Below are 14,564 nucleotides of genomic sequence, written 5' to 3'. Positions count from 1 at the left end.
TGGCCCTCTTGGTACGACTCAGTCGCCGCGCTCGAGCCACCGGGAGAGCGTGTCATGAAAGGCGCGAATCTTGGTCTCCTGGTAATTTGCCAGCGTTACCGTCTTCTTCCGCGTGGCCTTCAGTCCTAACTGCACTTTCGACAAATTGAAGGTGTCCTGATTGAACACGCGCGCGAGGAAGCCAAGTTCGGGGGCCTCACACCAATCGTCGTCGGGCCCGAGCATATGGACAGGTGCCGAGGGGGGCCGTTCACCCGGCGGATAGGGCGAAAGATACATGCATTCCATGATTGCCTGATCTAGCTCGGTCCCGTTGGGCCGGAAGCGATAAACGATCCGGTTGTATGCGCCCCAGGGATGAAAGTTCGGGAACAATGTGTAGTAGAAGCTGTCGACCAGTTCGGCGTCGGACAATTCGTCGACGTGAGAGCCGAGCGTCGGCCGCAGCAGCTCGCGACCGCCCATGGCAGCTGCCGAACGTGCCGTCAGTCCGCCGCCGATTTCCACAAGCGGCGGTTCGTCAAGGCGCCGATCGACCATCGCGTCGAACATCTCCTGTTCAGTCGGCTTCCAAGGGAGGTGCGGGCTGGGAGTGCCGTTCGCGGTGATGGCGCGCGAAAAGTTGCCCCACACGTCGTACTGGGAATTCGCGTCGCCAATGCCCGGCAACAGCTGCGGATGGGTCGCGACGACGTGGAACGCCTCCATGAATGCTTCCTGCGCGACTTTCCAGTTACAGCGCAGGATTTTCGCCACGTGAGCCTGCTTGTAGCGACGCTCGAGAGGCCAGCGCCGGAACTGATCTGTCAGTTCCGGTCCGATAAAATCGTCGAGCGATTCGGCTTGTTGATCCGGATTGATGAAAACAAAGCCGCCCCAGGTCCCGACCTTTGCCTCGGGCAAACACCATTCGGATGCTCGAATTTGAGGAAAATCCCACTGACAAGGCACATGCTTGAGCGTGCCGTCGATATTCCATGCGAAGCCGTGAAACGGACAGCGCAGTTCGGTCGCGCGAAGGCTACCCGACTCGCGCAGCAGACGACCGCGATGAAGGCAGGCATTGTAAAAGGCCTTGAAGCTGTTTACGGCGCTCCGCACCACGATGAACGACAGTCCCGCGATGTCGTACACGATATTGTCGCCGACATGCGGAATGTCCTCTTCGCGACAGGCCATTTGCCAAACCCGCTTCCATAACTTTTCCACTTCGAGATCGAAAAAGTCGCGCGATATGTAGCGGTCGATGGATATTTCAGACGGCGGCAAATCGACAGGATTAGCCCGGCGCAGGAACTCGGGCACTGGGTGGGTATCGGTGTCGAGCAGCGCCTGATAGCTCAGCCAGTTCGGCCGATCGTCCGCAGCATCTTTGGCAACCGCCATATCGCTCTCCGGCCTGGCCTTTCTCAGGGTTATGATTCAGGTCTTCTCGCGATCCGATCGCGCTTGGCGCAAGCGTGACGAACGATCACGGCCGCCGATCCAGCCACAGAGGTGAGGATCGGCGAAATAGATTTCCCCGCTGATATATGTTCCGTCGGCGCGAAAGAGTCCCGTTCTGCCATCGCGCCCGGTCACCCGAATCGTGTCGTTTGTCTCGAGGTCGTACAAAGCACCGCTCAAAGGATGTCGAATCGATCGCATAGATTCATATCAATCCTTCGTAGTTGAGCGATCGTTTTTCCGTTCCCCTTGCCCGCGCCTGACGAGTCGAACCCTCGCACGGCCGTGCGCGATAGCACGTCGCACCAGGATGCGGGCAAATTCGAGAAATTGCGCTCGTTCTTCAGGATCGGCGGGTTTGCTCCAGTAGAACGTGTCGTAACCAGTCATCAGGGCGAGCAACGCGCGAGCGTGGCGCTCCGGATCTTCTGCGCCAGCGTCGCGTAGCGCCTCTGCAATCGGCTCGCTATAGCGAAACTGAACCTGCGTATAGAATTTATCGACCGTTCCCTTGCGTACGCACTCTGCCCAATATTCAATGAATGCCAGGGAAGCCTGCCAGTCCTCGGTGGTGCGCGTGAGGTAGGTTTCAAGCAGGCGATCGATTCGTTTCACCGGATCCGATTCGGCAGCGCGGATGTGGTCGAAGACCCTCAGCATGCCATCGAAAAGATGCTGCATCACGCACTGCATCAGTTCGCTTTTATCTCTGAAATAGTAATGCAGGTTCGATAGCGGAACTTTTGCCTGCTTGGCAACCTGGCGCAGAGTGGTGGCCGGAAATCCGCGCTTGCAGACGATTCGCAGCGCCGCCAGCTCAATCTCCTCGCGACGGATCTGATGGACGGCGACCTTGAGTTTTGGATTGGCGTATCTAGGCATTCACTTTCACTACCACGAACGAGCGTCCGGGTATCTAGGACGCCTGACCCAAATAACAAAGCAACCGTCCAGCGTCAAGAAGCGTGCGCGGTTCCTGGAAACCCTGAGCGTCGCGACGATTTGCGACATTGCCAAGGTTGCAGGCCACCCGTATCCGACTATTGCTCTTTGAAAAACAAATATTCGTCAGATCGAAATTCGCGCGGGTGATAAACTAGGTCGGGCGTGGTCTCAACGCGGTAGGCCATGCCGAATCGAGAGCAGGTTCTGCATTCAGGCTCGTTCGATGGCTCGATCAGCGTATTCGAAATGTGCGTTGTGGCGTTTACCCAATTCAACGACTGAGTGAACTATTCGCTCGAGATATAACAAGGGGGCGCGCCAGGCCGAAGTCACGCTTACGCTCTGGCAGCTCTAATTTCATTCCTCGTCGACCCTCATCCCGCAGTTTGGCATAGGGATGTTTCAAAGTTTGCGACCCGTCATCTGCGCGTTCCCGCTGCATCCAGCTTTCGATTTCCACGGTTGAAGCGCTATCAACCGCTAATCCAGAAACTGGCGCTTCGTCCCTCTAGCCTTGCCTTTATCACCTCATTGGACACACGCGAAAATGCCTTATCTATCGCCAGGATATCGCGCGATTGCATCACATCGTCTCGGGCACGGCGACATTTTGCATATCGATACTGCTTCGTCGAATGGTACTAAAGGCCAATGGCTGAAATGGGGGGCAACCAAATAACATTTCGACATCCGGGGGAAAACCACGGTCCGCGCTCCCATCATAAACGGCCGCTCAACCACTGTCACTTGGAGGAATTATCACAATGAATCGACTGGTCAGGAACGTGAGTATATTCGTCCTGGTCGCGGGTCTGCTTCCGATCGGTTCATGGGCTCAGGATACCGGCCCAGCAGCTCAGGCCAAAGCTGAGATGCAGAATGACGCGTTGAGTGGACTCGGACGCGAGGAATTCGAAAATCGGCGCCAGGAAATCGTCGTCGACAACATGAAGTTCTCCAACGATGAACAGAAAACGAAATTTCTGGCGATTTACGTTCCATACCAGGAAAAGCTCATGAACAATCTCAAGCAGCGCAAGAAGCTGCTCGACCAATATCAGAACGAGCAGCAAAACGGCGTAATCTCAGACGCCGAAGCGACCAAGATTCTCAATGCCAACCTCACACTCGACAGGAATCGGGTGATCGCAGAATCAACCTATCTCCACTCACTGAAATCCGTCATGCCGATGGAACAGGCATTGCGAGCCTACGAAATCGATGAGCGACTGAACGCATTCTATCTGAATGACATCCTCGGCACGATTCACCTGGTGAAGTGACGATTCTGCGGGAGCACGACGCACCTCGTCAGCGCTGGAGTCTGGCGGGGCGCATGTGCTTCACTCTGGCTATAACTATTGGGGTTCATCGATGGACAAGCACATAAGCAAGCATCCGGAAACGCAGCATCTCGCCAGCGATGTGGTTCACTACCGCGAATATAAGATTCTGCTGCAACCCGATCGCTTTATTAGCAAGCATGGCTTTCTCGAATTCTGGGAAGAAGCCTCCAAGACGCTTAAGAAGCTGGGGCTCAAAGTCGACGCCGACGAACACGCATTCGACAGCCAGGTTCGCGAAGTGCTTTTTTATGACACACCCCAGTTCGATCTTTACAACAACCATTTCATTCTGCGAAAACGAACTTTCTATGACGAAGGCTGGCCACGCCCTGGCCACGAGTTGACCTTCAAGTTTCGCGCCCCGGATCTACGGTCCGCGGCGGGCGTTGATGTCAGGCCGCAATTGGGTGGGCACGATCAGATAAAGTTCAAAGAGGAGTTGTTACTCGAACGCGACCGTCTGGGTGGAATGCGAAGCGTTTACTCCCACGGATGTGTTCTTACGTCACCGAACATTGAGCTTGATCGTGGAATCGAGGATATCGCACATGCCTTCCCAACCTTGAAGCGGATAGACATCCGCCCCAGAACCAAAATGGAACTGGTCAACAATGTGGCGGTCGAGGAAGTACAAAACACCCTGGGAATGATCCACTTCGGCCACCACTTCAAGGGCAAAGCAACGATCGCCATTTGGCGAAGTCGCGCGCTGGAAAAGTCCCTGTCAGGTGAGTTCGCCTTTCAATGCAAGTTCGAGAGCCTTGAAGATGTAAGCAAAGAGTCGATAGCTCTCTCGGAGGAGTTCTACAAAACAGTGCAGCTTGATTGCGCTGAATGGATCAAACTTGGCACGACGAAGACCGCGATGGTGTATGGGCTTGGCGATAATGGGCAATTAAAGAACCGTGAATGAGTTGCTTCAACGGGTTCCGCCGCAACATGTTCTTCGCGGTGTGTGGCGGGGATTATCGGTACCGAAAACCTGATCCAAGCTGACGAGGCAATCGGACCTGTGATGCTCGCCCGATGATCGAGCTTCCAATCGCATCGACGCTTTTCGCTCGCGCTGACAACGACGATTCCGCCATACGTCCTGACCGAGCCGACGGTTCATAATCGTCGGAGAAACGGCTACGAGACATCGTGCTCCGACGCCATTCCGGAGTTGCCCTCCCGGGAGGCGTCAAGACGGTTTCCTCCCGCAACCGGCCGGTCGGTCCGATCTCGACGACTCTGCCTTTCGGCGTCCCCTGCAAGGCGCGGCACTCAGCGAGTCGCTGCTCCTGCACGAACAGACCGTACATGCGCGAGTGCCACAGCCTCTATTTCTACCTGTCCCTGGAGAGCCCTAACGCGGAAGTCCTTCATCCTTGATGGCCAGACACGGCCGAGCAGTTATGGCCTGAGGTGCGGTTCTAGCGTGAGCATCAAATAGATAATCAAAACATGACAGATTGAGTTATTCTTTATATATCCATTATAGAGATTAAGAGGTCAATCCTGAGATTGATTTAATATTCGAGGCCGTCTAAAGTTGACCGAGACGGCGAGGTATCGATTCGTAGCCGCTCTAGATCGCAGACTCAGCCATCAAGAGGACCAACGATCCTCAGCCGATGGCCAGAGCCATATCGGTACCCGCTTCGTGCGTACAGATGGCTCATTCAAGAACCGTCACTCTGCTGTTCACCAACCTCGTCAGTCGCGCTGCGCAGCCAGCGAAGGTCGACGATGAAGCCGATGCGCTCGCACTACAGAAGCATCACAACCTTCTGACCGAGGCGATCTCCGCCGCGGGCGGAGACGAACTGGAGTGGCTTGGTGATGGTGTACTCGCGGCTTTCAACTCGACGGCTGACGCCGTTCGATGTGCAATAACGATTCAACAGAACTCTCGCCGCCCACGCTTCGGAACGCCGTCTGAAATCAGGATCGGGATCAACTTGGGCGAGGTCTTTCGGCGCGATACCGGCTACTTCGGCACGCCGCTCGTCACAGCGCGCCGTCTGTGCGACCTAGGCTCGAGCGGCCAGATTCTGTGCAGCAGCGTTATCGTCAACATTCTCAATTCCGACAAAGATTTTGAATTCCGCAATCTTGGCGACATCCTATTGAAGGGACTGGCTTCTCCGGTTGGTGTCTTCGAGGTCGTCTATCAAGCTGACGACGCCTCATCCTTCGTCGGCAGCCCGGCCTCTACTTCAGGAATCGTCACGCTGCTCTTTACGAAGCTGATCGACTCGAATTCGAACGAGATTGGAGGGCGCTATCTGCAGGCCCATCACAATCTCATTACTGATGCGATTGCGGCTTTCGGTGGAGACGAACTCGAATGGCGCGGTGACGGCGCGATGGCCGCTTTCAGGTCAGCGGCCAACGCCGTGCAATCCGCAATAAGAATCCAACAAACCGCTCGCCGGCCGATCTCCGGGGCACGCTTTGAAATCGGCGTTGGAATCGACCTGGGCGAAGTTCTCCGCCGCGAGGCTCGATACACCGGCACGCCTTTGGACAATGCACGCCGTCTCTGTGATCTCAGCTCGAGAGGTCAGATTCTTTGCAGTAGCCTTCTGGCCGACATTCTCCAGTCGCGGCACGATTTCGAGTTCCGTAACTGGGGCGAATTGGCTTCGAGCGCCGATTCCGCGCCGCTCGGAGTAAGCGAGGTAGTTTATGAGCGCACCGACCCGGCGGCGGTTCTACAGCGGACGCCGTTCGTCGGTCGCACAGCCCTGCTGGAGCGCTTGGAAAACAGCCTTCTGAACGCAATCAACGGCGTCGGCTCAGTTGCGATGCTGTGTGGCGAGCCAGGCATCGGCAAGACTCGTGCGCTCGATGAGTTCACGGAACGGGCGCTTGAGGGTGGCGCGCAGGTGCTCCGCGGCTCGTGTTACGATGGCGAATGGCAGGCCCCGTACGGTCCGTTTGCTGAGGCGGTTGCGCGTTTGGCGCGCCAGGCGCCTACCGATGTCGCCGCCGCAGCCGGAGAAAACGCAGCCGTGATCGCGCGCATTGTACCGGCCTTGCGCGACGCGATCGGCGACATCCCGGAACCGGCCAAAGTAGACAAAGAGGAAGAACGCTTCCGCCTGTTTGACGCCGTGTCGCAGTTCTTCATCGCCCTTTCACGCTGCGCGCCGCTCGTTCTGATTCTCGACGATTTGCACTGGGCGGATCGCGGCATAATAGCGATGCTAACTCACGTGATTCGCTTCGTCCCGGCCCATCCGATAATGCTCATCGGCGCGTACCGGGACACCGAAGTGGATCGCGGTCATCCGCTTTCCGGCGCGCTCGCAGATATCAGCCGAACACCGGGGTTCAATAGCTATTCTCTCGAGGGCTTTGAGGGGGACGATCTGGCCGAGTTGCTTGAAATGGTCGCCGATCGCAAGGCGCCGCCGCTTTTCGTTCAGGCAATTGTCGACGCCACCGACGGTAATCCCCTGTTTATACGCGAGGTGCTGCTTCATCTTCTGGAGGAAGGGAAGATCCTCAACGATCGAGAGCAATGGCTCTCGAATGTTAAGATCGAGGAACTTGGTATTCCCGACGGCGTGCGCCAAGTGATCGAACGCCGCCTGAGTCGTCTAACCGAGTCTGCCAGCCAATTGCTCTCTTCCGCATCTGCGTTCAACGGCGCCGTTCCCGTCGCAATCGTGGCGGCGGCCTGCAATTTCGACAAGCAAACCGCGCTTGACGCCATCGACGAAGCTATCGAGGCGCAACTGGTGCGGCGCGCGTCTGATACTGAGTATTTCGATTTTACGCATGCGTTGATCCGGCAGACGCTATATTCCCAAATCAATTCGGTTCGGCGCACGCGCTTGCACCGCAAGATTGCTGAAGAAATGGAGGGCGAGTGGAGGGAGCGGGCGATCGAGCATGCACCCGAGATCGCATATCAATTTTGGAAGTCCGCGCCCGCGAAGGGAATGGAGCGCGGCGCCAAGTATGCTCTATTTGCGGCCGATTCAGCCGAAGCCGCATTTGACCATTACAACGTCGCAGCCTTTCTGCGTATTGCGCTCGATCTCCTCTCCAACGAAGACACACAACGGCCGCGACTTCTGGCGCGACTGGGTTTCGCACTAACCTGGTCGCTCGACCTGCAGGAAGCCCTGACGACATCGCGCGAAGCGGGAAACCTCATTGCCGCTGGTGAAGGCCGCGAGGCTGCGACTCAATTCTATGAGCAGATGGCGAGAGCGATGTTCGCCGCGGGCCTGACCCGTGGCGCGTGGGATATCGCGAAGGAAGGTTTGCGATACGTCGAGGATCACCGCGACATCGCGTGGGCCAGCTTGACCGAGATCGATATCAACCGGGCGGAAGCGGAAGACCCGACGAATCCCGGAATCCTGGTCGATTCACCACGGGCGCGGGATTGGTGCGAGACTCTGAGAAAGTTCTCGCATGCGGAGCTGGCAGCGCACAACATCGATCCGATCTTTATCACGCGCGAAGAAATCAACGCGGATCCGGCGCCGCGTCCCAAGGGTTCGTGGCGGGGCGGCGACCTGCGCATGAGTCTGTCGCTGTGGCAGCACGAGGCCTCCGAATGCGAACGGCGCGGCGCCCTCGTCAGAGCCATGAGCGCCTGGGCTGGTGTCGCACGGTGTCACATCGCGTTCGGAGACTTCGCCGATGCGCAGGCGGCGATCGACCGCGCGGTCGCCCTGTCGCGCCGAATCGGACGGCCATCGGTGGGAGCAGTGAGCCTGGCTGCCGCGCGCACCGAGTTTCACATCGCAATGAATCAGGACTGGGACAAGCTGCTGGCCGATTTCCGCAACGACATGGGCCAGACCGATCCCGCAATCGGAGTGGTCGAAGTCATTCGCGCGCTCGGGGCGGAGGCAAAATGGACTTTGGCCAATGTGCTCGCGTACTCGGCTTGCGTCGATGCATATATGGGTCTGCGAGAGCGCTCGCTGCGGCACCTGAATGAGCTGCCCGCGGCGCTCGAGCTTGGAGCCGGATGGGGCAGCAACTACGTGACGATGGCGCTGTACGCGGAAAGAACGATTTGGGTACTCAACATCGCGGACCATGCGGAGATCATCGAGCGCAATATCCTCAGCAAAATACTCACTCCTGACTTTCGATGGCCTTCGGCTGACAGCCGTCTGTCGCTAGCGCACCTATGCGCACTACAGGGACGTCACGATGAAGCGGAAGGTTGGTTCAACAAAGCGCGCGAAGTGCTCCATGAACAAGGCGCTCGGACACTTTGCGCGATGACTGACTATGATCAGGCGCTAATGTATCTTCGCCGCGACGCGACTGGTGATGTCAGCCGCGCAGCGCCCTACCTCGATGCAGCTCTGAGACAATTCCGCGCACTGGGCATGGCGGGGTGGATCAGCTCCATCGAGGAATCGCGCCAGGACCGCATTCTTGTTGCGAGCGACGAGACTCAGCCGCGACTGTATCGGGAACAGTAGCACTACCCAGGCAGCATCCGAAGGTCCGCCAACGGTAGAGCCTTCTTGCAGCGTTTGGCGCATGCCCTAGCGAATACTCTCAGTGCGACGAGGGAGTTGGGAGGGAGATGCTGGCTGCACCCCCGATGCCTATCAGTTTATAAGACTAGTCGGTTATCATTCTCCCAGGGGTGGAACTGGCTTTTCTGCGCGGCAAATCGATCGGCGCTTCTTTCGCGTGATTTGGGTGATGGATGGGTGATAGCGCCCCATCTCGATCGCCCTCATTTTTTGGCGAAAGCTCTAAGTACGCGGAATCGCTGGGAGAAAGAGTGGAGCGGGCGACCGGGGTCGAACCGGCGACGTCCAGCTTGGGAAGCTGGCATTCTACCGCTGAATTACGCCCGCTCTGGGGATCCTTTTAGCAGGTGGGTTGTCTTTGGCTCAACTGCCCTTGGCGCGCAGACCGGATGTAACTGCTACTTGCGCAACCGCTGGACGATTGTGGGCGCCGCTACCGTTGGCGATATCCAGTCGTCCAGCAACGCGTAGCCGACCGCGAGCAGTGTCGGGCCTAGGAACAATCCGATGAAGCCGAACGCGAGCGCGCCGCCGAGCACGCCTAGCATTATCAGCAGGAGCGGCGTCTCGCCGGCACGGCTTATCAGCATCGGCTTTATGATGTTGTCCGAGCCGCTCACTACCACGAGACCCCAGATAAACATGAAGATGGCCCATCCGCGCTCGCCCTGCCATAAGAGCCAAATCGATGCGGGGATCCAGATGAGCGGCGGCCCGACCGGGATCACCGCCAACACGAATGTCACGAACGCAAGCAGGAGCGCTCCCGGGACTCCCGCAACGATGAAGCCGATGCCTGCGAGTATCCCCTGCGCGAGCGCGGTGCCAATAATCCCATAGACCACACCGTCGATTGTCTCCTGCGCGACTTCGAACAAGCGATGTCCCCGCTCGCCCGCCAGGCGATCGACGATCTCCGTCAGTCGCGCACCCGCCCGCGCGCCGTCGCGATACATGAAAAAGCAAATGATGAGGCTGAGGCTGACCTGGAGGATTCCTTCACCGACGATACTGCCGCCCTTCAGCAGGAACGACTTCAGCGGATCGATAAACTGGCTGACTTGATCGATCCCAAGCGAGCCTTGCTGGATGGTTTCTTCGTAGTGGCCGTTGATCCATCCGCCGACATAGGGGAGGTCGACGACGAATTGCGGCAGATGAGGCGGCCCTTCCTGGACCACCTTGCGAATCGCGCCGACAACCGCGGCGACGTTGCTGGCGAGGCTCGATCCGACGATCGCAAATGGCGCCACCACGATCGCGGCCAGCGCGAGCGTCATCACGAGCGAGGCGAGCCCCTGCCGCCCACGCATCGCCTTGACCAGACGCTGATAAAGCGGCCAGGTCGAGAAACATAGCACCGCCGCCCAGAGCATCGCGGAGATGAACGGCATCAGGACGAGGAAGCATCCGATGACCAGCAACACCAGGACGGCCAGCCCCGCCATCAGCTCGATTCGCCGTGTTTGCTCAGACTCCACGATACTGCCGCCGATCAATCCGCGTGTCCGCGAGCATCCGGCATCGCATCGCCAAAGGCAATCCTGCCCCTGGCCGCGCGCGCCCATACTTGAAGCATCCGACGAAGCGACCGTATAGTTGCCGCGGATCGAGAAGTCCGGCGGCAAAACCTTGGCCTCCAAACGAGCACGCTCGCAATTAAAGCGAATCGCCGATCGCGTTCTTGGGGCGGACCGCGCCTACCGATTCTCAGTGCTGCTGGGCGCGCTGCTTGCCGGGATGGTGATTCGTCCGTTCTTCGACAGTTCGATCGCGGCCAGCGGGATCTTCACCCTCTACATGGCGGTGGTCCTGCTCGGCAGCCTGTATGCGATCGGAATCGAGGATCGGGTTTCGGGGCGCACCCGCGAGCGGACCATTGGACGGTTCGTTGTGGCCGCCGTGCTCGGCGTGATCGGGATGACCGGGCGCGTTTCACTGCATACGCATCACAGTCCGTATCTTTTACTCTTTCTAACCGCGTGCTGGATCGTGTTTCTCATCATCATCGCGGGCGCGATTCTTAGCCGAACGTTGCGCGCGAGGCGCGTGACCGTCGATACGATAAGCGCCGCGCTGTGCGTGTATATGTTAGTTGGTCTCGCGTGGGCATTCGTATATTCGGCCATCTTCGTATTCGATAAGGACTCATTTTCATTTCCGCACTACGAAGTTTTCGGAACAACCACGTTCAGCGAAGCCCATCACGTGCTGTCGGCATTCATGTATTACAGCTTCGTGACACTGGCGACGATTGGCTACGGAGACATCACGCCCGTCAGTCCGCCCGCGCGCGCGCTTTCGGCGTTGGAAGGTATCTTTGGGCAATTCTATATCGCGATCCTGGTTGCGAGCCTGGTCGGGATTCGGATCAGTCAGGCGATGCAGGATGAGGTCGAGGAGTTACGTGAAGCGCAGGACAAGCGTTAGCGGGTGAGCGGCGCGATGAAGTTTCCTCCGATCAAAGCTGAGCGCGCGCGAACGCAGAAGCTCGCGAGCCTCTCGCGGCTCGTCAAGCGCGAGCAGTTTGCGCAGCCGGTCGCGGCGGGATCTTCGATGCGCACTTTCCTCGATTCGCTGCCCGACGCGCTCGCCGCGCGCGACCTGCGGACACTCGCACGCGATATCGCAACCACGAAACGAAACGGCCGCCTCTGTCTTCTGATGATGGGCGCGCATCCAATCAAGGTCGGACTCGGGCCGATAGTCGCGGGTCTAATCCGCGACGGAATCATTGGCGCGATCGCGACCAACGGCGCCGCCATCATCCATGACTTCGAGCTAGCCTTCGCCGGCCGCACGTCGGAGGACGTCGGCGCGGGCCTCGAAACCGGCAGCTTCGGAATGGCCGACGAGACCGGCGCATTTCTCGGAGGCGTCGCGAAGGTCGCATCAAGTGAAAATCTCGGCTTCGGTGAAGCGCTCGGCCGCGAGATTGTTCGTACCCGTCTCAAGTATCGCGCGATGAGCGTCTTCGCAGCCGCGTATGAGTCGCAGGTTCCGGCGACGGTGCACGTCGCAATTGGTGCCGACATCATTCATATGCACCCGATGGCAGATGGCGCAGCGATCGGCGCCGCGACGATGACGGATTTTCATCGCCTCGCATCCATTGTCGCCAAGCTAGCGCGCGGCGTGGTTATCAACCTCGGCTCGGCCGTGGTGATGCCGGAGGTGTTTCTCAAGGCGCTGAATCTCGCGCGCAACCTCGGCGCCAAAGCTGGCAACTTCACCGCGGCGGATATGGACTTCATCCGCCAGTATCGGCCGCGAATGAATGTCGTCGAACGGCCGACGGCTCAAGGCGGCAGACGCATCTTCCTGACCGGCCATCACGAGATCATGTTCCCGCTCCTTGCGGCCGCCGTGCGCGAAGAGCTGGGGCGACGTTCGAAGTAGCTCGCGATGCCCTCACGCTCGCGCGAAGACGCTCCGATCGCGATCCTCACCGACTTCGGCTACCAGGACCACTACGTCGGCGCGATGAAGGGCGTGATCGCGCGGATCGCTCCGGGCGCGCGCCTTATCGACCTCACGCACGGCATCCCGCCGCAATCGATCGTCGCGGGAGCGCTCGCGCTGCGCGAATCGTGGTCGTACTTTCCAAAGCGAACGATCTTCCTGGCGGTCGTCGATCCTGGAGTCGGGACCGCGCGCGCGCCAATCGCGATCGAGACTCGTGCCGGTGCGCGCTTCGTCGGGCCGGATAATGGATTGCTTGCGCTCGCCACTGAGGCCGCCGAGGTTAAGTCGGCCGTGAAACTAAGCACGGCCCGCTACCGTATGCAGAACGTGAGCAGCACATTTCACGGCCGCGATGTGTTCGCGCCCGCCGCGGCGTATCTCTGGCGTGGAGTGCCGCTGAAGTCATTTGGACCGCGCATCGACAGGATCGAGCGGCTTGAGTTCGACGAGCCCAAGCGCTCTGCGAAAACCGTCAAGGGGCGCGTGATCTACGTTGACGCGTTCGGTAACCTTATTACTAACATCGGTCGCGAGGCGCTGGCGCAACTGGATACTGCCTTTCCCGGTCGTGTTGCGTGGGTTAGGATCGATCGCAGCGCGCCGATGAAATTAGTCGAGGCCTATGGCTACGCGCTCAAGGGCGCCCTTCTTGCCACGATCGGAAGTTTCAATTTGTTGGAAGTCGCAGTGCGCGACGGTAGCGCCGCGAAGCGGCTCGGCGCCAGCGTGGGCGCCGCGGTGACGGTCACCACGCGACCCGGACAACCTTGATGGAAGATTTTGCCGCACATAGTTCCGCACCCGTCCTGACGGACATCCCGCGCTATTCCGCGCCGACCGAGGCGATCGGTCCGCGCGAAGATCGGCCCGCGATCCCGCCGCTAAACCTGGCGCTATTCTGGATCACGATGTTCACGACGACGATGATCGGCGGGACGATGGCGGGCGGCGACTACTCGCTGTGGCATCCGCTGCACAGTATCGCGTCGCTCGCGGGAGGCCTGTCGTTCTCGCTGCCGCTGATGGCGATACTACTCGCGCATGAAATGGGTCACTACCTGACTGCGCGCGCCAATAACGTTAATACTTCTCTGCCCTACTTCATCCCGGCCCCGCCCGTCGTTCCTTTTATCATCGGAACCTTCGGCGCGTTCATCCGGATGCGCGAGGTACCCAAGACTCGGCGGGTGATGTTCGATATCGGCGCGGCTGGGCCCTGGGCGGGCGCGATCATCGCGATTCCACTGCTGATTATCGGTCTCAAGCTGTCCAGTGTTACCCCGCTCGAGAACACCGCCGGCGGAGGAATTGAGCTCGGCAACTCGATACTGTTCTGGAGCCTGTCGCGGCTGGTGCTCGGCGTGAATCCCGCGACGGTGAACGTCAACCTGCATGCGACTGCCTTCGCCGGATGGATTGGGCTGCTCGTCACGACGCTGAATCTGCTGCCTGTGGGACAGCTCGATGGCGGACACGTCATCTATGCGCTCTTCCCGCGAGCCCATCGCAGGATCGGAATCTTATTTATTGTATTCTGCGGCGCGATGGTGCTGATTCCCTATCTGCTCGACTATGAATTCTGGGCGGGATGGCTTTTGTGGGGAGTTTTGGCCCTGATGCTCGGGGTGGGACATCCTGCGACTGTCGATCGCGACACGCCGCTCGATCCGTTGCGCCGCCGTGCCGCATGGGCGACGATCGTTTTATTCCTCCTGACGTTCAGCCCGGTGCCGGTTTCGTTTTCGCAGCCGCCGGCGTCGCAGGATCAGCAGGCCCCGCAGAACTCAGGGACTGAGGTCATCTACCACGCCCACGCGAACCCATGGCGGCATCTGCCGAACGTCCGCATTTGATG

At 58.9% G+C, this 14,564-nt stretch carries 10 protein-coding genes and 1 tRNA gene; 7 read left to right on the top strand and 4 right to left on the bottom strand.

The window, feature by feature from the left end; translation table 11 throughout:
• Positions 1–18 precede the first annotated feature (18 nt).
• Together VMA09_01005 and VMA09_01000 are read right to left on the bottom strand one after the other, a co-directional pair.
• Positions 19–1,386: an aromatic ring-hydroxylating dioxygenase subunit alpha gene (locus VMA09_01005; protein ID HUA32154.1), complete on the bottom strand. Its 1,368-nt coding sequence runs from the start codon at positions 1,384–1,386 to the stop codon at positions 19–21.
• Between the two features lie 270 nt (positions 1,387–1,656).
• Positions 1,657–2,127, bottom strand: coding sequence for a TetR family transcriptional regulator C-terminal domain-containing protein (locus tag VMA09_01000; protein ID HUA32153.1), 471 nt, complete (start codon positions 2,125–2,127; stop codon positions 1,657–1,659).
• A 1,028-nt stretch (positions 2,128–3,155) separates the two neighbouring features.
• Here VMA09_01000 and VMA09_00995 point away from each other — a divergent pair.
• The 3 genes from VMA09_00995 to VMA09_00985 all read left to right on the top strand — a co-directional run bounded on the left by VMA09_00995 (position 3,156) and on the right by VMA09_00985 (position 9,184).
• Positions 3,156–3,674 (top strand): hypothetical protein, encoded by a 519-nt coding sequence (locus VMA09_00995; GenBank protein HUA32152.1) that lies wholly within the window; start codon positions 3,156–3,158, stop codon positions 3,672–3,674.
• 91 nt (positions 3,675–3,765) lie between these two features.
• Positions 3,766–4,650, top strand: a complete 885-nt coding sequence (locus VMA09_00990; protein HUA32151.1) for a hypothetical protein — start codon at positions 3,766–3,768, stop codon at positions 4,648–4,650.
• Between the two features lie 742 nt (positions 4,651–5,392).
• Positions 5,393–9,184 (top strand): AAA family ATPase, encoded by a 3,792-nt coding sequence (locus VMA09_00985; protein HUA32150.1) that lies wholly within the window; start codon positions 5,393–5,395, stop codon positions 9,182–9,184.
• 312 nt (positions 9,185–9,496) lie between these two features.
• Here the strand turns inward: VMA09_00985 and VMA09_00980 are convergent.
• Together VMA09_00980 and VMA09_00975 are read right to left on the bottom strand one after the other, a co-directional pair.
• Positions 9,497–9,571: transfer RNA gene (locus VMA09_00980), tRNA-Gly, on the bottom strand.
• Between the two features lie 71 nt (positions 9,572–9,642).
• Positions 9,643–10,887 (bottom strand): AI-2E family transporter, encoded by a 1,245-nt coding sequence (locus VMA09_00975; GenBank protein ID HUA32149.1) that lies wholly within the window; start codon positions 10,885–10,887, stop codon positions 9,643–9,645.
• On the opposite strand from VMA09_00975, the gene VMA09_00970 reads away from it, so the two are divergent.
• Genes VMA09_00970 through VMA09_00955 form a run of 4 tightly spaced genes read left to right on the top strand, consistent with a single transcriptional unit; the run spans position 10,877 to position 14,562 of the window.
• The gene (locus tag VMA09_00970) at positions 10,877–11,674 is read left to right on the top strand and encodes a potassium channel family protein (GenBank protein HUA32148.1); all 798 of its coding nucleotides are present in this window, start codon (positions 10,877–10,879) and stop codon (positions 11,672–11,674) included. The genes VMA09_00975 and VMA09_00970 overlap by 11 nt on opposite strands.
• Before the next feature lie 15 nt (positions 11,675–11,689).
• Positions 11,690–12,643 (top strand): hypothetical protein, encoded by a 954-nt coding sequence (locus tag VMA09_00965; GenBank protein ID HUA32147.1) that lies wholly within the window; start codon positions 11,690–11,692, stop codon positions 12,641–12,643.
• Positions 12,644–12,649: 6 nt separating this feature from the next.
• Entirely contained in the window at positions 12,650–13,480 is an 831-nt protein-coding gene (locus tag VMA09_00960) for an SAM-dependent chlorinase/fluorinase (GenBank protein ID HUA32146.1), read from the top strand.
• Positions 13,480–14,562: a site-2 protease family protein gene (locus VMA09_00955; GenBank protein ID HUA32145.1), complete on the top strand. Its 1,083-nt coding sequence runs from the start codon at positions 13,480–13,482 to the stop codon at positions 14,560–14,562. The genes VMA09_00960 and VMA09_00955 overlap by 1 nt, the downstream gene beginning before the upstream one ends.
• Positions 14,563–14,564: the final 2 nt, after the last annotated feature.

This window comes from Candidatus Binataceae bacterium, from assembly GCA_035508495.1.
Taxonomy (GTDB): Bacteria; Desulfobacterota; Binatia; order Binatales; family Binataceae; genus JASHPB01.
This window is presented reverse-complemented; position numbering and strand designations above follow the sequence as displayed.

Excerpts from the sequence above, each read along its gene's own strand:
- VMA09_00960 (HUA32146.1), top strand. The coding sequence starts at position 12,650 with ATGCCCTCACGCTCGCGCGAAGACGCTCCGATCGCGATCCTCACCGAC.
- VMA09_00985 (HUA32150.1), top strand. The coding sequence starts at position 5,393 with ATGGCTCATTCAAGAACCGTCACTCTGCTGTTCACCAACCTCGTCAGT.
- VMA09_00990 (HUA32151.1), top strand. The coding sequence starts at position 3,766 with ATGGACAAGCACATAAGCAAGCATCCGGAAACGCAGCATCTCGCCAGC.
- VMA09_00955 (HUA32145.1), top strand. The coding sequence starts at position 13,480 with ATGGAAGATTTTGCCGCACATAGTTCCGCACCCGTCCTGACGGACATC.
- VMA09_00965 (HUA32147.1), top strand. The coding sequence starts at position 11,690 with ATGAAGTTTCCTCCGATCAAAGCTGAGCGCGCGCGAACGCAGAAGCTC.
- VMA09_00995 (HUA32152.1), top strand. The coding sequence starts at position 3,156 with ATGAATCGACTGGTCAGGAACGTGAGTATATTCGTCCTGGTCGCGGGT.
- VMA09_01000 (HUA32153.1), bottom strand. The coding sequence starts at position 2,127 with ATGCAGCATCTTTTCGATGGCATGCTGAGGGTCTTCGACCACATCCGC.
- VMA09_01005 (HUA32154.1), bottom strand. The coding sequence starts at position 1,386 with ATGGCGGTTGCCAAAGATGCTGCGGACGATCGGCCGAACTGGCTGAGC.